The sequence below is a fragment of the Serratia sp. T13T92 genome (assembly GCF_047530105.1).
Lineage (GTDB): Bacteria > Pseudomonadota > Gammaproteobacteria > Enterobacterales > Enterobacteriaceae > Chania > Chania fonticola.
Window position 1 is genome coordinate 25,216 of the sequence record NZ_JBLJAK010000001.1, and the last position, 18,165, is coordinate 43,380.

The 18,165-nt window shown below is 53.8% G+C and carries 16 protein-coding genes; 11 read left to right on the forward strand and 5 right to left on the reverse strand.

The window, feature by feature from the left end; translation table 11 throughout:
- Positions 1 to 11: 11 nt before the first annotated feature.
- Positions 12 to 1,265 carry an ABC transporter substrate-binding protein gene (locus ACMV5I_RS00115; RefSeq protein WP_024486603.1) on the reverse strand — a complete coding sequence of 418 codons (1,254 nt, stop codon included), beginning with the start codon at positions 1,263 to 1,265 and terminating at the stop codon, positions 12 to 14.
- 461 nt (positions 1,266 to 1,726) lie between these two features.
- Between ACMV5I_RS00115 and ACMV5I_RS00120 the strand changes: the two genes are divergently transcribed.
- From ACMV5I_RS00120 to ACMV5I_RS00135, 4 genes are all read left to right on the forward strand, one after another.
- Entirely contained in the window at positions 1,727 to 3,388 is a 1,662-nt protein-coding gene (locus ACMV5I_RS00120; RefSeq protein WP_414823361.1) for a DUF4091 domain-containing protein, read from the forward strand.
- A gap of 137 nt (positions 3,389 to 3,525) precedes the next feature.
- Positions 3,526 to 5,226, forward strand: a complete 1,701-nt coding sequence (locus ACMV5I_RS00125; protein WP_414823362.1) for a lysophospholipid acyltransferase family protein — start codon at positions 3,526 to 3,528, stop codon at positions 5,224 to 5,226.
- A 164-nt stretch (positions 5,227 to 5,390) separates the two neighbouring features.
- Positions 5,391 to 6,173 carry an N-formylglutamate amidohydrolase gene (locus ACMV5I_RS00130; RefSeq protein ID WP_261288255.1) on the forward strand — a complete coding sequence of 261 codons (783 nt, stop codon included), beginning with the start codon at positions 5,391 to 5,393 and terminating at the stop codon, positions 6,171 to 6,173.
- Positions 6,174 to 6,245: 72 nt separating this feature from the next.
- On the forward strand, positions 6,246 to 6,956 hold the full coding sequence (locus tag ACMV5I_RS00135) for a flagellar brake protein (protein ID WP_046808268.1): 711 nt from the start codon (positions 6,246 to 6,248) through the stop codon (positions 6,954 to 6,956).
- Between the two features lie 212 nt (positions 6,957 to 7,168).
- Here ACMV5I_RS00135 and ACMV5I_RS00140 read toward each other — a convergent pair whose 3' ends face one another.
- Complete coding sequence (locus tag ACMV5I_RS00140; protein WP_121606913.1) at positions 7,169 to 8,008, reverse strand: PfkB family carbohydrate kinase; 840 nt, start codon at positions 8,006 to 8,008, stop codon at positions 7,169 to 7,171.
- 372 nt (positions 8,009 to 8,380) lie between these two features.
- Here ACMV5I_RS00140 and ACMV5I_RS00145 point away from each other — a divergent pair, with 372 nt between their 5' ends.
- The 3 genes from ACMV5I_RS00145 to licT are packed head-to-tail and all read left to right on the forward strand — an operon-like array spanning position 8,381 to position 12,513.
- A complete protein-coding gene (locus tag ACMV5I_RS00145; protein ID WP_414823363.1) occupies positions 8,381 to 10,249 on the forward strand; it encodes a beta-glucoside-specific PTS transporter subunit IIABC in 1,869 nt (622 codons plus the stop codon).
- Positions 10,246 to 11,661, forward strand: coding sequence for a glycoside hydrolase family 1 protein (locus tag ACMV5I_RS00150; RefSeq protein ID WP_414823364.1), 1,416 nt, complete (start codon positions 10,246 to 10,248; stop codon positions 11,659 to 11,661). Before ACMV5I_RS00145 ends, ACMV5I_RS00150 begins: the two co-directional genes overlap by 4 nt.
- Before the next feature lie 12 nt (positions 11,662 to 11,673).
- A complete protein-coding gene (gene licT / locus ACMV5I_RS00155; protein ID WP_024486610.1) occupies positions 11,674 to 12,513 on the forward strand; it encodes a BglG family transcription antiterminator LicT in 840 nt (279 codons plus the stop codon).
- A gap of 7 nt (positions 12,514 to 12,520) precedes the next feature.
- Here the strand turns inward: licT and ACMV5I_RS00160 are convergent, their stop codons facing one another.
- A complete protein-coding gene (locus ACMV5I_RS00160; RefSeq protein WP_174333336.1) occupies positions 12,521 to 13,432 on the reverse strand; it encodes a LysR family transcriptional regulator in 912 nt (303 codons plus the stop codon).
- A gap of 99 nt (positions 13,433 to 13,531) precedes the next feature.
- On the opposite strand from ACMV5I_RS00160, the gene ACMV5I_RS00165 reads away from it, so the two are divergent.
- Positions 13,532 to 14,101: a chromate transporter gene (locus ACMV5I_RS00165; RefSeq protein ID WP_414823365.1), complete on the forward strand. Its 570-nt coding sequence runs from the start codon at positions 13,532 to 13,534 to the stop codon at positions 14,099 to 14,101.
- Positions 14,098 to 14,619 (forward strand): chromate transporter, encoded by a 522-nt coding sequence (locus ACMV5I_RS00170; RefSeq protein ID WP_414823366.1) that lies wholly within the window; start codon positions 14,098 to 14,100, stop codon positions 14,617 to 14,619. The genes ACMV5I_RS00165 and ACMV5I_RS00170 overlap by 4 nt, the downstream gene beginning before the upstream one ends.
- Before the next feature lie 83 nt (positions 14,620 to 14,702).
- Here the strand turns inward: ACMV5I_RS00170 and ACMV5I_RS00175 are convergent, their stop codons facing one another.
- Positions 14,703 to 15,110: a cupin domain-containing protein gene (locus ACMV5I_RS00175; protein ID WP_414823367.1), complete on the reverse strand. Its 408-nt coding sequence runs from the start codon at positions 15,108 to 15,110 to the stop codon at positions 14,703 to 14,705.
- A gap of 201 nt (positions 15,111 to 15,311) precedes the next feature.
- Here ACMV5I_RS00175 and ACMV5I_RS00180 point away from each other — a divergent pair, with 201 nt between their 5' ends.
- Positions 15,312 to 15,908 carry a histidine phosphatase family protein gene (locus ACMV5I_RS00180; protein ID WP_414823368.1) on the forward strand — a complete coding sequence of 199 codons (597 nt, stop codon included), beginning with the start codon at positions 15,312 to 15,314 and terminating at the stop codon, positions 15,906 to 15,908.
- Positions 15,909 to 16,000: 92 nt separating this feature from the next.
- On the opposite strand, the gene ACMV5I_RS00185 is transcribed toward ACMV5I_RS00180, so the two are convergent.
- On the reverse strand, positions 16,001 to 16,774 hold the full coding sequence (locus ACMV5I_RS00185) for an AraC family transcriptional regulator (RefSeq protein ID WP_414823369.1): 774 nt from the start codon (positions 16,772 to 16,774) through the stop codon (positions 16,001 to 16,003).
- Between the two features lie 112 nt (positions 16,775 to 16,886).
- Between ACMV5I_RS00185 and ACMV5I_RS00190 the strand changes: the two genes are divergently transcribed.
- On the forward strand, positions 16,887 to 17,645 hold the full coding sequence (locus ACMV5I_RS00190) for an alpha/beta fold hydrolase (protein ID WP_202727349.1): 759 nt from the start codon (positions 16,887 to 16,889) through the stop codon (positions 17,643 to 17,645).
- Positions 17,646 to 18,165 lie beyond the last annotated feature (520 nt).

Below are 18,165 nucleotides of genomic sequence, written 5' to 3' on the forward strand. Positions count from 1 at the left end.
AGCGCGGGGAATTACTGCTCCATGATGCGTTCGATCTTCTTGATCGATTTATCCATTTCCGTACGGGCATCCGCGCCCATAAAGATTTTCTTCAGGCTGCCAATCCACATGTTTTGCCACTTCGGCGTGTTGGTGCCAGCGGTTGGATAGGCCTCGGTCACCTCCAGCGTTTGGATGTACGGAGTGACGTCAACCTTTTTGACTTCCTCCGCCCAGGCTTTAGCCGCGATCTTGTTGGCCGGGATCACTACCTTCGCCAGGGTGGCCTGCGAGGCTTCGCTGCTCATAAACTCGATGTACTTCCAGGCTTCCTGCTTGTGGTCGCTCTTGGCGGACATGGCATAGGCCAGGCTGTGGGCCACGCCAGACTGGCGCTCGATCTTCGGCATCATCACCACGCCGATGTGTTCGTTGATCAGCGGATTGTTGGCGAACGGTGCGGCCAGCCAGGAACCGGCATACACCATGGCGGCGCGGTTGGATTGGAAGATGTTTTCGGTCTTCACTTCGCTCATCTGCTGGGCGGTCGGCATCAGGCCGTCTTTCATCATCCCTTGTAGCTGCTGGTAGACCCAGATGGCGTTGTCGTTGGCGATATCGGTCGGTTGGCCATCTTTTGGCACGATATGATTGCCTTTCTGGAACAGCAGGTTCATATAGCTGTCCTGGCCGTCGATGCTGAGATCCATCACCAGCGGGAAGGCGCTGCCCTTCAGGCCGGTTTGCAATTCGGCGGCCTTTTTCTTCATGTCGTCCCAGGTCCAGTCGCTGGTGGGATAGCTGACGCCGGCCTGATCGAACAGTTTTTTGTTGTACCACACGGCAATGGAATCGACGTCGCGCGGGATGGCCATTTGTTGGCCGTCGTATTGATAAGCCTTAACGGAGCTGGCAACGATATTATCCAGATTGACCGTGCCGTCTTTTAAATAATCGCCCAGCGGTTGCATAATGCCATTTTTGGCATATTGCACAAAATAGGGCATGTTAATCCAGAATATATCCGGTGCGACACCGCCGGCGGCGGCAGAATCTAATTTAACAAAGTATTGTGCAGCGGGGGTTAATTCTATTTCCACTTTGATATTCGGGTTGGCCTGTTCAAATCGTTTGGCAATTTCCTGTTCGGCAGGTAATTGGTTTCGATCCCAAACTGCATAACGTAATGTTATCTGATCGGCGGCATATAACATGGTCGGCAACAATAAAGCGGCTGCAACAGCGGAATGCAACAGAAAACGTCCGGCGTTTTTTCTAGGTGACATTGCTTTACCCTCGGTGTCGGCGAATACATTTTTTGTGAACGTGATTTCTTTCTATCCCTTAACTTTCAATGTGTCAATGCGGCCATTTTGCCCAAAAATGGGGCATGTATCTTTCACTGTTGTTAACAACGAAAGGCCAAAGCCACCAACCGAAAGCCTTTTTTGTTGATGAATTGTTAATGTCGAAGGGCGAAAATCCGTTGTCGGGCGGCAGTTATGGCTTGCTGGGGTCATAGGATTAACTGATAACCCTTGCACCATAATGGGGATTAAAAACGTTTTTATTGTGCAGGCCGCGGCATCTTTCATTTTTGTGATGCAAATAAACAAAAAAATTAATTTTTTGCCGGGTGAGAGGGCGTTCGCTGGCTTTTTTTGTTGGCCTATATTGCCTGTGGTGAAAAAACGCGCTAGCCTGAAATTAATTCAATCCTACCGTAAAATAAAACAGGGCAGCTATTATGCGTCTCACGCTACTATTTACCCATTGCCTGGAGAAGATATTTCATCGCCAAGCCGCACCGCAGGTGGAACAGCAAAACCAATTCAGCTGTCTGAATAATGAGACCCTCTCATGGCAAGGCGTGTATTGTCTGTACCGCGAGGATAATGAAACTCGCCGGGAATTACGTTATCAACTTGAGGGGGAATTGGCCGATGATATCAGCGTGCGCCATGTGCAGTCGGTGCCCAGCCACTTTCCCTGTTATGCCGAGGCCGATGAGAACTATCTGACGACCGAGCCTGGCCTATTTCCCGACCCGCTGATGCCCATTCAGGATCGGCGTTTTTTTGCCACCTGCCGTTATTACGCCAGCCTGTGGCTGACCTTTACGCCGCCAGCGCAGGGTATTGCCGGTGGCGACTATCCGCTAACGCTGCGGTTGTTCGATCAAGAGACAGGAGAAGAGCTGGCCGCAGCCAGCATGACGCTGCATGTAGTGCCCGCCGCCTTGCCAAAGCAGAGGTTGCTGCATACCGAATGGTTACATACCGACTGTTTGGCGGACTATTATCAGATTGCGGTGTTCAGCCCGCAATACTGGCAGGCAGTGCGGAACCTGGTGCGTAACGCGGTGGCAAATGGCGTGAATATGTTGCTAACGCCAATCTTTACGCCGCCGCTGGATACCGCCATCGGTGGCGAACGCACCACCGTGCAGTTGGTAGGGGTGAAACGCACCGTTGCAGGTTACCAATTTGATTTTGAACGGTTGGATCAGTGGGTAGCATTGGCGCAGGAGGAGGGGATCGAACACTTCGAAATTGCCCACCTGTTTACCCAATGGGGCGCAGCGCATGCGCCCAAAATTATGGTTGAGGTCGCGGGGGAAATGCAGCCGTTGTTTGGTTGGCATACTGATGCCCACGGCAGCGAATATCAGCAGTTTCTGCAGGCATTGATGCCCGCGTTGACCGGCTGGTTCCGGGCCCGGGATCTGCAACGGCAGGTGTGGTTCCACATCTCGGATGAACCCAAACTGGAGAATATCGCCGCTTACCAACGTGCCAGCGATTCACTGCGGCCGTTGCTGGAGGGGTTCCGCACCTTCGATGCGCTCTCGGACTTTGACTTCTATCAGCGCAGGTTGGTGGAAACCCCTGTGGTGGCGACCGATCATATCGAACCGTTCCTCGATCATCAAACCCCACAGCTGTGGGCCTATTACTGCTGTGTGCAAAGAACCGAGGTGGCCAACCGCTTCTTTGCTCAGCCTTCGGCCCGCAACCGTATTTTGGGTATCCAGCTTTACCTCTATAACATCAGCGGTTTCCTCCACTGGGGCTACAACTTCTATAACAGCAGCCATTCCCGGGAGAAACTGAATCCCTATGCGGTAACTGACAGCGGCAACGCCTTCCCCTCTGGCGATCCTTTTGTGGTTTATCCCGGGCCGGATTTCATGCCGATAGAATCGCTGCGCTTGCGGGTGTTCCATCAGGGGTTGCAAGACCTGCGGGCGTTGCAGTTGTTGGAGAGCCTGACCGATCGCGCCACGGTGGAGCAGTTGATCGATCAAGCGCTGGGGATGCGCATTACCTTCAAACGTTATCCTCACCAGGCCTCTGCCTTACTGCGGCTGCGGGAACAGGTCAACGTCCGTATAGAGGCGGCTCTGTAACGACAAATGTCGCCGGCTCAATGCGTAGGGGCGATGTTCCCCCTTCGCGCCTGATTTCATCTTTCCTTCACCAAACGGTCATGTTCAGGTCATGGCGCTGGCTTAAGTTTGCAGCGACTAGGCCAGGAGATGACCCGATGTTTACTTTGGATAGCCTGCTGCAAGATGTCTTCCCACAGCGTTCTCCCCCAGCCTGGCAGCGAAGCCTGCTAAGAACCTTACTGCGTGAAAAAGAATTCAGACAGTTTGCCGCCGAATATCCGCACCTGAAAGGGTTGGATCTGATCGAGCAGGTGGTGGACTACTTTCATTTGAGTTGTGAACTGGTGGATGGGGATCTGGAAAACATCCCCAGCCAAGGCCCAGTGGTGTTGGTTGCCAACCATCCCATTGGTTCGCTGGATGGCTTGGTGCTGTTGCGGACGGTGGCGGCGGTACGGCCAGACGTCAAGGTAGTGGCCAACCAGCTACTGAGCTGTATCGAACCCTTACGTAATCTGTTTGTACCGGTTGATAACCTGGGCAACCGCACCAACCGCCAGCAGATCGCAGCCATGCAGGCCCAGTTGGATAATCAGGGTGTGCTGATCCTGTTCCCGGCGGGGGAAGTGTCCCGCATGAGTCCCAAAGGGATACGCGATGGCCACTGGCATACCGGATTTCTGCGGTTGGCTGCCAAGGCGCGGGCCCCGATCGTACCCATCCATATCAGCGCCCGAAACAGCGGCCTGTTCTATTTGACCTCGCTGATTTATCGCCCGTTATCCACCTTGCTGTTGGTGCGTGAGATGTTCAAGCAGCTGGGCGGACGGATCAAAATCCGCATCGGCGGGCGCATTCCGTTTGCCCACTGGCACGATGGCCATACTCAAGCACGCGATCTTGCCGAGCGTTTCCGTCGCCATGTCTATCGGCTTGGTCAGGGGAAGCAGGGGTTGTTTACCAGTGAATCAGCCATCGCCCTGGCGGAAGATCGCCTTGAGCTGAAAAAAGCGTTGGCGGCCTGCGAGAGACTGGGTGTTACGCCGGATGGCAAAACCATTTTCCTTTATCGCCGTCAGGGGGAGGCCAGAGCACCGATCCTGCGGGAGCTTGGCCGCCTGCGTGAGATCGCTTTCCGTGCCGTGGGCGAAGGCTCGGGGCGGCGGCGCGATTTGGACAGCTATGACGACGACTATTATCACCTGGTGCTGTGGGATGAGGAGGAGCTGGAAATCGTCGGTGCCTATCGCTTTATTCCTACGGCACCGCAGTTGGCCAGCAAGGGACTGGCAGGCATCTACAGCAACAGCCTGTTCCATTACGATCGCGATATGACGCCGATCCTTGACCAGGGGATTGAGTTAGGCCGCAGCTTTATTCAACCGGCCTATTGGGGGAAGCGCGGTCTGGATTACCTGTGGCTCGGCATTGGCGCCTATCTGGCCAAATATCCACAGTATCGCTACCTGTTCGGCCCGGTATCCATTTCAGGCGGTATGCCGGTTGCCGCCCGCGATTTGTTGATTGCCTTCTATCGTCTCTATTTCTCTCCAGACCATGCTATGGCACAGTCACGGCAACCTTATCCGGCCTCCTTGCCGCAGGTATTGGCCCAGTTCGCCGGTGATGATTATCAGCAAGACTTGCTGCGCCTGAAAAGCCTGTTGAGCAACCTCGGCTGTTCGATCCCGACCTTGTACAAGCAATACACCGAGCTGTGTGAACCTGGCGGCGTGCAGTTTATCGACTTCGGTACCGATCCGGCGTTCAACCACTGTATCGATGGTTTGGTGTTGGTCGATCTGACGCGGCTGAAGCCTGCCCGCTATCAGCGCTATATTGCCGCTCATCTTTAGCTTGGCTAACAATGTTGGGTTGCGCCTATTCATAATATCAATGGGTCATGAGATGCAGGCTCCGTTTTGACCGAAAGTGCGGACACGCCAGATTCTCCCATGGGATATTGGTAGCCGGTGAGAGGATCGCCTAGAATTAGCGCTTTCTCGCGCCGGAGTGCCCTATGTATCACCCTTATACCCCAACCTTGTTGTCTGCCGATGAGCCTGCGGCCGTGAGCGTTGAGCTGCCACAGGCGACTTCTCCTTTCTTACTGCTGTGCGATCACGCGGGGCAGGCCATCCCAAAACGTTTGGGCGATCTTGGGCTGGCCAGCGGCGATATCGATCGGCATATCGGCTGGGATATCGGTGCGCTGGCGGTTTCCCGCCTGCTGGCCCAACAGTTGGATGCAACATTAATCCATCAGCACTACTCGCGTTTGGTGATCGACTGTAACCGTACGCCGGGTATTGCCAGTTCGATCCCACCGTTATCGGAAGTTACGCCAATACCTGGCAACCAAGGGATCAGCGCGGCCGAAGCGGGTGCCCGTGAACAGGAAATTTTTCAACCTTATCACCAGGCCATCAATCACACGCTGGCAGCTCGCCGCGCCAATAACCAACCCTGCGCGGTGATCGCCATGCACAGCTTTACGCCGGTGTTTAAAGGCGATGCGCGGCCGTGGCAGGTTGGGCTACTGTTTAACCGCCATCCACAATTTGCCCTGCTGTTGGCGGAGTTGCTGCGTGCAGAAGGGGATTTACAGGTCGGTATCAACGAGCCTTATGCGATGACCGATGCGACTGACTACACGCTGCCGGTGCATGCGGAACGCCATGAATTACCTTATGTTGGCATCGAGATCCGCCAGGATTTAATCGGGGATAGTGCGGGCCAGGCAGCATGGGCAGCCCGTTTTGCCCGGCTATTGCCCTTATTATGGCAACGCTGGGAAATTTGACTTTAGTATTGATGGCGGTGATGATTGCGTAAGGAAAGCGTTAGCGTCGATGGACAATGCTGGGAGTGACGGGTGGAACATATTGATAACGGACGGTTTATCAAGCAGGAGCGTTTTGAAGTTCTGGCAATCTTGCGCGACATTTATAAGCAAAGAACGCCGCTGCGTGTCGTCAATCAACAACATGAATTCATTGGCCAATTATTGAGCGTTGGCGCTGATAACATCGTCTTTGATTGCGATGCTCCAGAGCAGATCCCCGGTGGGAAATTCAGCATTGTGATTGAAAACCATGATGCAAAAATCGAATTCTCCGTCGACCAGGCGCAGCTGACCGAGCATAACGACATGCCGGTTTACGAGGCGTGCCTGCCGAAACAGCTGGTTTATATCCAGCGTCGCCGCCAGTTACGTATCACCACGCCTTATTGGCGTGAATTCTTCTGTAACGGTGAACACAGCGATGGCACCCCTTATCAACTGCGAATTCACGATCTTTCGCCGGGTGGCGTTGGTTTGCGTATTGATGGCGCGGTACCCGACTATATGCAGCCGGGGCTGGTGTTCAATAAGGCTCAGTTGGATTTGGGAGATTACGGCAAGTTCAAGGTGAATATGGAACTGATCGCCGTGAATCAAGATCATGATATTGATGAAGACCAAACGCATCACTTCATGCGCCTGTCCTGCCGTTTTCTCAAGATGGGAATGCTGACCGAACGCAAAATTCAAAGCGCGGTGTTTGCTTTTGAATTGGATTTCAACAAGAAGAAAAAACGCTGACCCCTCACCCCAACCCTCTCCCACAGGGAGAGGGAGCTGATCGGCGTTGTGATCAGGTGTGGGAGTCAGTCTGTAGCAAGGCCGCCGTTTTCGAAGTGCTGTGCCGTTTGGGTTCCTCATTTACCCTAATCTAAGGTGAGTCACTGTAATTTCAAGCACACTCGATCGGTTCCCTCTCCCTGTGGGAGAGGGTTAGGGTGAGGGGCATCACATCACTTCAGCGCCCGCAGGTGGCCGATCTCCTGCCAACCGTGACGCGCTGCATCTTCCAATACCGCACACACCTCATGGATCGCCGTCGGCACTGCCTTGCTGAAAGGTTCCCCCTGCAGCAAATGGGCAATTAACAGCGCGGTGAACATGTCACCTGTCCCCTTCACCGGCGAATCGATTTTGGCATGGGTGAAGCTTTGCGCCTCGTCGGCGGTGACCAGCAACAGGCCAACTTCTTGAGCACTGTTGGCTACGCCAGGTGCGCTGGTGACCAGTACCCACTGCGTATTGCCTTTGAGTAGCGCCCGTGCAGCCTGTTCGGTTTGCTCGCGCGTGCTCAACGCCATGCCGCACAGCTGCTCCAGTTCGAAACCGTTCGGCGTCAGGCCATGGGCCAGATTGAGGTATGGCGAGCGATAACGCTCAACCAGACGTTTGTCGACGTAAACCCCTTCGCCATAGTCTCCCATCACCGGATCGATATAGATCTTGATACCCGGGTTGAGGGCAATCACCCGCGGCAGCCAGTCGGCCAGAATATGGCACTGCGCCACGTCACCCAGGTAACCGATAATGATCGCCCGCGCGCGGCAGACGACTTCACGGGCGATCAGATCTTCCAGAAAACCACTAAACCATTCGCTGGAGATCGCTCCCCCGTGCGGCGCGCCGTAATAGGGCGGGCAACCAAACAACACGCTCGGTACCTGCAACACCTCCAGGTTTTTCTTCAACAACGTGCGGTAGGCAATGCCATTCCCCACGCTACCGTAGACCACCTGCGACTGAATGGTGATCACATCAATGGGTGGTGGCCGCAGTTTAGAGCCTTGTTGCATGTGGACTTCCTTGGTTCATTGTTATTCAAGCGCAACGGTCGGCAGAGGTAACTCGCCGAGGTAGAGAAGTTTAACCTATTGAAGGGTATGGCTACAGTAGGTCGCGGGAGAGTTTGATGATTTTTCGTTGGATCGCTTGCGATTTTTCCTGCGGCTAATCGTGATGCGAATCACAAAGCTTGCCGTTGCCGGTTGCCTGGCGATCGCGTCCGCGGTATTACTTGCGCCGTAGCCTAATCAGCTACTCAATCATTTTTATGATGGCGTGTTACTGCGCAAGCAGGCAAGACCAAAATAGAAATGCACTTCTTCTGTTGAAGGGGAGCATTTTCATTTTGGTCTTTTTTTTTGCTTTTTTGCCGGGGAAAACCTATGGATTATAACAAGTTGGGCTTGGACATATTGGCACTGGTCGGGGGGAAGGATAACGTCAGTAAGCTGACGCACTGCGCCACCCGCCTGCGGATGGAGTTTAACGACGATAGTCGGGTAGATGCGAAAGCGATCGAAGCTTTGCCCGGTGTGATCAGCGTGGTCGAGCGCGGTGGCCAGTTCCAGATTGTGGTGGGCAACAACGTGCAACAGACTTTCCGCGCGTTGCAAAAAGCGATCGGTCAACCGCTGGGCAAACCGGACGGACAACAAAAGAACAAGGCCAAGGGCGGTGTCTTTACGCAGATTATCAGCGTGATTTCGACCACCTTTACGCCAGTGATCCCGGCTATTACCGGTGCGGGGATGATCAAGGCGCTGCTGGCGATCCTCAAGTTAACTGGGGCGATCAGCGCGGCCAGCCCAACTTACCATCTGCTGGACACCATCGCCGATGCCGCCTTCTTTTTCCTGCCGGTGCTGCTGGCCTATGGCGCCTCGATCAAGTTTGAATGTAACCCTATTCTGGCCATGACCATCGCGGGAGCCTTGCTACACCCTAATCTTGCCCAGATGCTGGCCGCCGGATCGCCAATCGATTTTATTGGCATCCCGGTGCGGTTGGCCGATTATGCCGGTTCGGTGCTGCCGATCATCTTCACGGTGTGGCTGATGTCCTATATCGAGCGCTTTGCCGAGAAAGTCTCACCGACCATGATTAAATTCTTCACCAAACCGATGATCATCCTGCTGGTTACCACGCCGCTAGCCTTGGTGGCGGTGGGGCCGTTCGGCATTTTCCTCAACGATCTGGTGGCCAGCGGCGCAGCGATTATCGATGGCAAGGCCAGTTGGTTGATCCCGATGTTGATGGGCGGGCTGCAACCGTTCCTGGTGATCACCGGCACCGCGTGGGCGATGACGCCTATCGCTACCGGCCAGTTGAGCAAAAACGGTTTTGAAATGATTAATGGCCCCGGCATGTTGGCTTCCAACATCGCCCAGGGCGCGGCAACCCTGTGCGTAGCGTTCCGCACCAAGAACAAAAACCTGCGTCAATTGGCCTCATCCGCCGGTTTCACCGCGCTGTTGGGGATCACCGAACCCTCACTGTACGGCGTCACTCTGAAACTGCGTAAACCGCTGATCGCGGCCATGATCGGTGGCGGCTGTGCCGGTGTCTACGCGGGTGTCAGCGGTTTGGTGCGCTATGCCTTTGTTTCGCCAGGATTAGCGGCATTACCGGCCTTTATCGGCGAAAACCCGATGAATATCGTGCACGCCCTCATCACCTGCGTCATCGCCATCGTCGTGACCTTTGCCTTGACCTGGATCCTGGGCTTTGAGGATCCGGTTGAAGAAGAAGAGGCAACAGCCACAGACAGCGCACCGTCTGGTGACGACGCATTGCTACACAGCCCGTTGGCAGGCCAACTGGTGGCGTTGGAACAGGTGAATGACGACGTATTCTCGCAAGGGTTGCTGGGCAAGGGTGTGGCGATAGTGCCTGAGCAAGGCGTGCTGCGTGCACCTGTGGACGGGGAAATCGTGACCTTCCTGCCTTCAAAGCATGCCGTGGGCATTAAGGCCGATAACGGTATGGAAGTGCTGATGCATATCGGCATCGATACCGTCAATCTTAACGGCGAGCATTTCAGCTCTCAACTGCAGGTGGGCGATCGGGTGAAAACCGGTGATGAGCTGGTGCGCTTTGATATTGCCGCTATTACCGCGCTGGGTTACGACATTATCACCCCAGTGCTGGTGGTCAACAGTGAGCAGTATCCGCACCTGAGCTGTCGGCAGCCTGGCCCGGTGAACTTTGGTGAGCAAATTGTCGCGCTGAATACTGAGGAGCAAAACGCATGATTTACCAACAGCTGAACGATTTTCCACCAGGCTTCCTGTGGGGGGCCTCAACCTCGGCTTATCAGGTTGAGGGGGCATGGGACGAAGACGGCAAAAGTCCTTCCATTGTGGATATGCTCGATCATCCCACCGACACGGCAGATTTTAAGGTGGCCAGCGATCATTACCACCGTTTTCGTGAGGACGTTAAGCTGTTCGCCGAATTAGGGCTAAAGGCGTACCGTTTCTCCGTAGCCTGGACGCGCATTTTGCCCAACGGCACGGGCGAGGTGAATCAGCCTGGCCTGGCGTTCTATCGTGACCTGATCGATGAACTGCTCAAGCACGGCATTGAACCGGTGGTCACGCTCTACCATTTCGATCTGCCCTATGTGCTGGAACAACAGGGCGGTTGGAGCAACCGGCAGACCATCGATGCCTTTGTCGAGTATGCGGACGTGCTGTTCACTGCCTTTGGCGATAAGGTCAAATATTGGCTGACCATCAACGAGCAGAACACCATGATCCTGCATCCTGGGGCCATCGGTGTGCCGAAGGGCGGCGAACTGCCTACCAAGCCGGTACTTTATCAACAAAGCCACCATATGCTGGTGGCCCAGGCGCGGGTTATGGTTTTGTGCCATCAGCGCTGCCCCAAGGGGAAAATCGGCCCGGCGATCAATACCACTGCCATGTATCCGGAAACCTGCCATCCGTTGGATGCCATCGCGGCCCATAACTGGGAAACGCTGCGCTGCTGGAGCTTTCTGGATGTTGCGGTACATGGTCGTTACAATGCGTTGGCCTGGCGATATTTGCAGGATCGCGGCCTTGCCCCGGTGATTGAAGATGGAGATGCGGAGCTATTGTTGCAAGGGCGGCCGGATTATGTGGCGATTAACTACTATTCCACCGCCACTATCGCTGCCAGCCGTGGGGATGCCTCAGATATCACGGCTCGTGCGGGGGACCAGCAAATCATGCTGGGCGAACCGGGCGTGTATCGGGCAGCGGAAAATCCGTATGTCGACAAAACGCGTTATGGTTGGGTGATCGACCCCGTGGGCCTGCGGCTGACGCTGCGCAAGGTTTATGAACGTTATCATCTGCCGATTTTAATTACTGAAAATGGCATCGGCGCGCCGGACCAGCTATTGTCTGGGGATATCATCAATGATGATTACCGCATCGATTTTATGCGTGCGCATATCGAACAGATGCAGTTGGCGATTAACGATGGTGTCGATCTGCTGGGTTACTGCCCGTGGGCGGCGATCGATCTGGTCAGCACGCATCAGGGCTACGCCAAGCGCTACGGTTTTATCTATGTCAACCGTGGCGAACAGGATCTGCACGATCTGCGGCGTATCAAGAAGAACAGTTTCGCCTGGTATCAGCGCCTGATTGCCTCGAACGGCCAACAACGTGGATAACACAGTTTAATGATGAAAGTCGTCAAGGTGCTCAATAACAGCCTGGTGCTGTCCACCGACAACGATAACCGCGAAGTTATCGTGATGGGCAAGGGCATCGGGTTTAACAGCAAAGTGGGAGATGTGCTGGCTGCGGCCAGCATAGAAAAAGTCTATGTGGTGCAGAATGGTCAAACCGGCCACGACCATCTACGCCTGATAGAAGCCACGCCGGAGCAGCATATTGAGCTGGTGCAGATGATCCTCAGGCTGGCCAACAGCCAGCTTGGCGGCCGGGTCAACGAACAGATCTTTTTTACCCTGGTGGATCATCTCAGTTTTGCGATTGAGCGCTGCCGTAAAGGCATCATCATTCAGAACCGGCTGTTGCATGAGGTAAAACGCTTTTATCCGCAGGAATTTGCCGTGGCGTTACAGGCGCTGGCGCAGATCAACGAACGTTTGGATATCCTGTTGCCAGAGGCAGAGGCGGGGAATATTGCCTTTCATCTGGTCAATGGCCAGACCGACGTACAGAGTATGGAGCACACGCTGCTGGCGGTGAAGATGCTGAAGGATATCTTCAACATCATCAAATACCATTTCCGCATTGATATCGCCACGGACTCGCTCAACTACTCGCGTTTCCTGCTGCATATGCAGTTTTTCATTCAACGCATGATCGATAACAAACAGGTTAAGTCGAAAGACGACTTCCTGTTCTCGCAGGCGACGAAAGAGTATCCCGATGCCTATCGTTGCGCACTGGTGATCCGTGACTATGTGAAAAATCTGCTGCAAATGGAGATGTCCAACGACGAGTTGCTGTACTTGGTCATCCACCTGACGCGGATTGTCGATCGGGACGATTAGGCCCGGTCTACAGCGCGTTCACCGTTTCTGCCACCAACTGGCGCAACCGGGTAATCAGCGGTGACTGACTGTTTTCGCGCAGCGCCAGATACAGCGGGGCGCTCAGTTGAGCCTCCTCGGCAATGCTGCGAAAAACGATCCCGTCGCCGCCTAGACGCCGCATGGATGCCGGTACGATTGACAATCCCAGACCAGCACCGACCAGATTCAGCGTGGCGGGCAGGCGTGGTGCCTCTTGCACAATGCGCGGGCTGAAACCGGCTCGGTGGCAGGCGGCCAGAATGGCATCATACAAACCTTGGCCTGCCGGGCGGCGATACAGAATCAGCGGTTCGTGGATCAGTTCAGTCAGGGGGACCTTTTCGCTGCTGTCTATCGCCAAACGATGGCCAACAGGCAAGGCGATCAGCATGGGTTCAAGCAGTACAGGTTCGATCAACAACCCTGGTATCCCGCTCACCGGCGAGCGTACGAAAGCCACATCCAGGCGTTCATCTACCAAGGCTTCCATTAGCTCTCCGCTGCCAGCCTCTTCCAGCAATGTGGTGATCCCGGGCAGAATATCGCGGTAACGGCGTAACAGATTGGGCACAAACGGATGCAGCGCCGCCGAACTGGTAAAACCGATCGCCAAATGACCTTGCTCACCCCGTGCCGCGCGATGGACCGCTTCGGTCAACTTCTCGGCTCTTGTCAGTAAAGCTCTTGCCTCGTTAAACAGTACGCTTCCTGCCTCTGTGGTGCGCACTCCACGCGGTAATCGTTGTAACAATTTTACGCCCAGTTCTTCCTCCAACCCTTGCAGCAAACGGGTCAGCGGCGGTTGCTGAATGTGCAACCGAGCCGCGGCACGGGTGATATTTCCTTCTTCAACCACGGTAACGAACGCCCGCAGGCGGCGTAGCTCAATCATATTCATACCTTATAGGTATCGAAACTGGTTTAGAAATGCATTAGACATCATGACATGGCCGCGCGCATCATGCGAGATAACAACTTGGGTGATGTGGGAAATGCAATGTCTGACTCTAATGCGGTACAGGATCATGAAATCAATCAGCCACCGAGCAATGGTCAACTGTTTACCGGCTTTCTGATGCTGGGCCTGATCGGCTTTGGCGGGGTGCTGCCGCTGGCGCGCAGCATGTTGGTGGAACAACGCCGTTGGCTAACCGCTGAGCAGTTCACCGAACTGTTGGGATTGTGCCAGTTCCTGCCGGGTGGCAACGTCATTAACCTTTCCGTGGCGGTGGGGATGGAGTTTCGCGGATTGCGTGGTGCCTTATCTGCCTTGTTCGGGCTGATCTGCGCCCCAACGGCAATTGTGGTTGGCCTGGGCGTGATTTATGCCCGCTACCAAGACGATGCCCATGTGCAACACGTGTTCGCCGGGTTGGCCGCAGCGGCGGCGGGTTTGTTGCTCTCTACCGCGTTGAAAATGTTGTTGCCACTATGGGGGAAATGGTTGCCGTTAGCGATTGTCGCCATTGCTTTGGTGGCGATTGCCTGGTTACGCCTGCCATTGCTGCCTACCATGCTGGTGCTGGCCCCGCTAAGTATTCTGCTGGCCTGGAGGAAACCTTCATGATGGCGGTGTTAATCTCGTTGGCGATTATTTTTACCGAGCTTTCGCTGATGGCGTTCGGCGGCGGCTATACCATCCTGCCGGAAATGCAGCGCCAGGTAGTGGAGGTGCATCAATGGATGAGCGCCCAGGAATTTAGCGCACTGTTCGCCATGGCGCAGGCGGCTCCGGGGCCGAATATGATGATCGTGCCGCTGATTGGCTGGCACGTCGCGGGCTGGGCCGGGCTGTTGGTTTCCTCCGTGGCCAAGTTTGGTCCGTCGTCCATTGTCACTATTCTGGTGATGGGCGCATGGCGGCGTTTTAAAGATAAACCCTGGCGGCGTATCGTGCAGGTTGGGCTGGTGCCGCTCACGGTCGGGCTGGTTGCCGCCAGCGGCGTGCTGATTGCCCAGGCTTCAGCGACCAATTGGCGGTTAGCAATATTAATTGTGTTAGCGACGCTGCTGAGTATGAATAAACGTATTCATCCATTATGGATCCTGGCGGGCGGGGCGGTGCTGGGATTAGTGATGGGGTAACCACTTAATTATCTAGAGGGCGCTGCATGCTGCGCCCTTGGTCATTAATCTCAAGCCACCCGTTTTGGCAGGTGGCTTTTTCATCAAGGCAACTGACGATAATCCTCGTCGGATACCGGCTCCAACCACTCATTGGAGGAACCTTCGGCCGGGATCGCCACGGCAATATGCGCAAACCAGCTATCCTGGGCTGCACCGTGCCAGTGTTTGGCTCCTGCCGGAATATTGACCACGTCTCCGGCGGTAAGCTGGCGAGCCGGTTTATTCCACTCCTGATACCAGCCGCGCCCCCCGGTGACCAGCAGGATCTGGCCGCCCTGATGGTGAATATGCCAGTTATTCCGACAGCCTGGTTCAAACACCACATTGCCAATGGCTACCCCTTCGGTGGTCAACATGTTCAGGTAGCTGGTGCCGGTGAAATATTGCGCATAGGCGTCATTTTTTGGCCCTTTGGGGAAAATACCGTTACCGTCAAATTTCTCGTTCATCTCTCTCACCGTCAAATAATGTCTGTTGCCGGGAAGCAACCAAAAAGGAGGACCGATGTGCTTATGGTCGACAGGAGGAAGTGTATTGCTGGGGAGCTTCAATGATAAGGTAGCGAAATAGGCATACCCCTATGCAAAAAATTCACTAATCGTGACAGTGTTCTGTCAGGGACTTAAGGGCAAATTGTGGTGAGAAGAACGATGAAGCAGGCTTTTAAAAACGGCGTAATGGCATTACTGTTGTCCAGTGTGGCAGGGGCCGCCTGGGGTGACCAAACCCTGGTGTTTGTCCGCCACGGTGAAAAGCCCGATAACCATAGTGGCCAGTTGACCTGCAAAGGCTTTAACCGTGCGTTGGCACTGCCGGAGGTCTTGATCTCCCGCTTCGGTAAGCCCGAGGCCATTTATGCCGCTGGCCCCAAGAAAAATAAGCTGGGCAGCTCCATGCGGGCATTGACCACCATCACCCCAACGGCCATTCGGCTTTCGCTGCCGGTGAATATCCAGTATCACGCCGATGACATCGCTGATTTGCAGACGGCTCTGCTGGACGATCGTTTCCGCAATGCCGTGGTGTATGTTTCTTGGGAACATCACAACCTGGTGCAGGTGGTAAAAAATATTATCACCGCCGAAGGGGGCGATCCCCAACTGGCGGCCAAATGGCCGGGGAGTGATTTTGACGGTATCTATGTTCTGACGATTGACCATGACGCTCCCGCCAACAAGATCCGCTTCGAACGTCAAACCGAAGGGCTTAACGACGTAGCGGATACTTGTCCAAGCGGAATGAAGTGACAATATCAGTGCAGAAATTCAGTCACCGGAGTCACTAGGGGCACGGTACGGTGCTCCTATCCATTCAGCAATATTACCCCTTTGATTTTTCCCTATTTCTCAAGGTATAGGCTGGGTGGCACGCCAAGTACACGACGGAATAGTGCAGTGAAGGCACTTGAACTCCCATAGCCAAGGTCCAGCGCAACGCGAGTAACCGATTCCCCATTGTTGAGGCGGGTGATAGCCGCCAGCAAACAGGCTTGTTGGCGCCACTCGCTAAAGCTCGCCCCAGTTTGAGCTCGGAACACTCTGGTGAAAGTGCGCCGACTCATGCCTGCTTCAGCAGCCATTTTGTTGATATCGACAGAAAGCGACGGATTTTCAATCAGTTGACGGCACAGTCTGGCTAAACGAGGCTCGTCGGGCAACGGAGTATTTAGCAACAGCGACGGCATAGTGGCAATTTCGTCAAGCAACAGAGACATAATCTTGCCTTCTCTATTATTCAGGTCATAGAGCGCTGGCAAATCCACTGCCTGTACTAACAGGTTCTGTAGCAGGGGGGACACTCCAACTACTCGACAGCCATCGGGTAGTCCTGCGGCGCGGGCAGCGTCCGGGGTAAAAAATGCGTTCAACATGGTGACAGGGCCACGCATATGCATCTCATGGTCGATGCCAGCAGGTATCCAGCATGCGCGCTGTGGTGGAACAACCAAGTTTTCACGCGCCGTGAACACGCTGATCGTCCCGGAGGCGGCATAGGCAAACTGGCTGCGACGATGCGTATGGGAGGGAAAAGTTGAAGACGCCGGGTAGTCATTTGCGGTGACTACGGCAATTCGTGGGATGTCTTCGTAGGGGTCAAGTAACGTATTACGCATGGCCCAAACTCTATAATAATTGACTCAATATTGAAAGCGAGCTGGTACTGCGGATCCTACAATGGCCACGGTAACGAAATCATCTGGCACATTCAGTTTATTAGGAGTCGATATGTCCAACACGTTTCACCGAGTAGGTAGTGGTCCGCATCCTGTCATCGTTCTTCACGGGTGGTTTGGCGATTGCCATGCTTTCACGCCAATGGAGGACGCCCTTAGCCGCGACGAATTTACCTATATCTTTATGAACTACCGTGGATACGGGAGCATGAGCTCCGCCGCTGGCACTTATAGCATGGATGAAATTGCGATGGATACCTTATCCCTTGCTGATGAGCTTGGATTCGACACGTTTAGCTTGGTAGGCCACTCGATGGGCGGAATGGCAATTGAACGTGTAGCGACCCTGGCCCCTGAGCGAGTGCGTATGTTAATTCCTGTCGCACCGGTTCCTTGCTGCGGTGTAGCTTTCGACCCTGTAGGGCAAGCATTGTTTAATGGCGCAGCTGATAGCATCGAGAATAGAAGGGCCATCATCAATCGTAGTACTGGGCAGCGCCTTTCACGATCGTGGATCGACTGGAAAGCTGAGTATTCCATGGAGCATTCGTCCAGAGCCGCTTTTGCCGCTTACTTGAATGCATGGAGTAACACCGATTTCAGCGCGGAGGTACAGGGTTTACCACACAGGGTTAAGGTGCTGATCGGGGAGTATGATCCGACATTCAATACGGATCTGATGCGTTCTACCTACCTGGCATGGTATCCAAGGGCTGAACTGGAAATACTTGAGAATGCAGGCCATTACCCAATGAATGAAGTACCGCTTGCCCTGGCAACGAGCATAGAGAGCTTCCTGCGACAGGCCTAATTTTTGAGCGCAGCTAAAAAGCCTTCGGGGATGACAAGGTTTTAGACCATGGCGATCGATTTATTTTTCGCTGCTTACTTTGATTGTTGCTAATAAAATTAGTATATCGCTTTAACGGTTTTCATTATAGGAATAATTAATAGGTATTTACTGTCGAATAAAAAATAACTTGACCTTGATAAAATAATTTAGAATGATAGTCATTATCAACTTCTGGATGGTTATTCTGTAATGACATTATTTGAGAAATGAGTAGGTAGGTTATATCACAAACCTTAGTGCCTTCAGGCATTTTTATAATGCCTGAACAATCTCTATTTTTTATAATTTATTGAAACCAATATTGTAATTTTAAAAAACAAGTTCATTACTTACATTTTAGGGTGGTTAATGAAAAATATTCTATTTGTCTTTTTTTGTGTTTTTCTTGGCGTTGCCATAGGTTCTATTGCGAGAAGCTTTAACGCGTCTCCGTTATTTCAGTCCTTGGCTATTTCTACTGGCATAGCAATCGTGATGT

Bases quoted from the DNA above. Each gene is read 5' to 3' on its own strand.
- ACMV5I_RS00165 (WP_414823365.1), top strand. From the start codon at position 13,532: ATGTCTGACTCTAATGCGGTACAGGATCATGAAATCAATCAGCCACCG.
- ACMV5I_RS00120 (WP_414823361.1), top strand. From the start codon at position 1,727: ATGCGTCTCACGCTACTATTTACCCATTGCCTGGAGAAGATATTTCAT.
- licT (WP_024486610.1), top strand. From the start codon at position 11,674: ATGAAAGTCGTCAAGGTGCTCAATAACAGCCTGGTGCTGTCCACCGAC.
- ACMV5I_RS00145 (WP_414823363.1), top strand. From the start codon at position 8,381: ATGGATTATAACAAGTTGGGCTTGGACATATTGGCACTGGTCGGGGGG.
- ACMV5I_RS00175 (WP_414823367.1), bottom strand. From the start codon at position 15,110: ATGAACGAGAAATTTGACGGTAACGGTATTTTCCCCAAAGGGCCAAAA.
- ACMV5I_RS00160 (WP_174333336.1), bottom strand. From the start codon at position 13,432: ATGAATATGATTGAGCTACGCCGCCTGCGGGCGTTCGTTACCGTGGTT.
- ACMV5I_RS00150 (WP_414823364.1), top strand. From the start codon at position 10,246: ATGATTTACCAACAGCTGAACGATTTTCCACCAGGCTTCCTGTGGGGG.
- ACMV5I_RS00170 (WP_414823366.1), top strand. From the start codon at position 14,098: ATGATGGCGGTGTTAATCTCGTTGGCGATTATTTTTACCGAGCTTTCG.
- ACMV5I_RS00115 (WP_024486603.1), bottom strand. From the start codon at position 1,265: ATGTCACCTAGAAAAAACGCCGGACGTTTTCTGTTGCATTCCGCTGTT.
- ACMV5I_RS00130 (WP_261288255.1), top strand. From the start codon at position 5,391: ATGTATCACCCTTATACCCCAACCTTGTTGTCTGCCGATGAGCCTGCG.
- ACMV5I_RS00125 (WP_414823362.1), top strand. From the start codon at position 3,526: ATGTTTACTTTGGATAGCCTGCTGCAAGATGTCTTCCCACAGCGTTCT.
- ACMV5I_RS00185 (WP_414823369.1), bottom strand. From the start codon at position 16,774: ATGCGTAATACGTTACTTGACCCCTACGAAGACATCCCACGAATTGCC.
- ACMV5I_RS00190 (WP_202727349.1), top strand. From the start codon at position 16,887: ATGTCCAACACGTTTCACCGAGTAGGTAGTGGTCCGCATCCTGTCATC.
- ACMV5I_RS00180 (WP_414823368.1), top strand. From the start codon at position 15,312: ATGAAGCAGGCTTTTAAAAACGGCGTAATGGCATTACTGTTGTCCAGT.
- ACMV5I_RS00140 (WP_121606913.1), bottom strand. From the start codon at position 8,008: ATGCAACAAGGCTCTAAACTGCGGCCACCACCCATTGATGTGATCACC.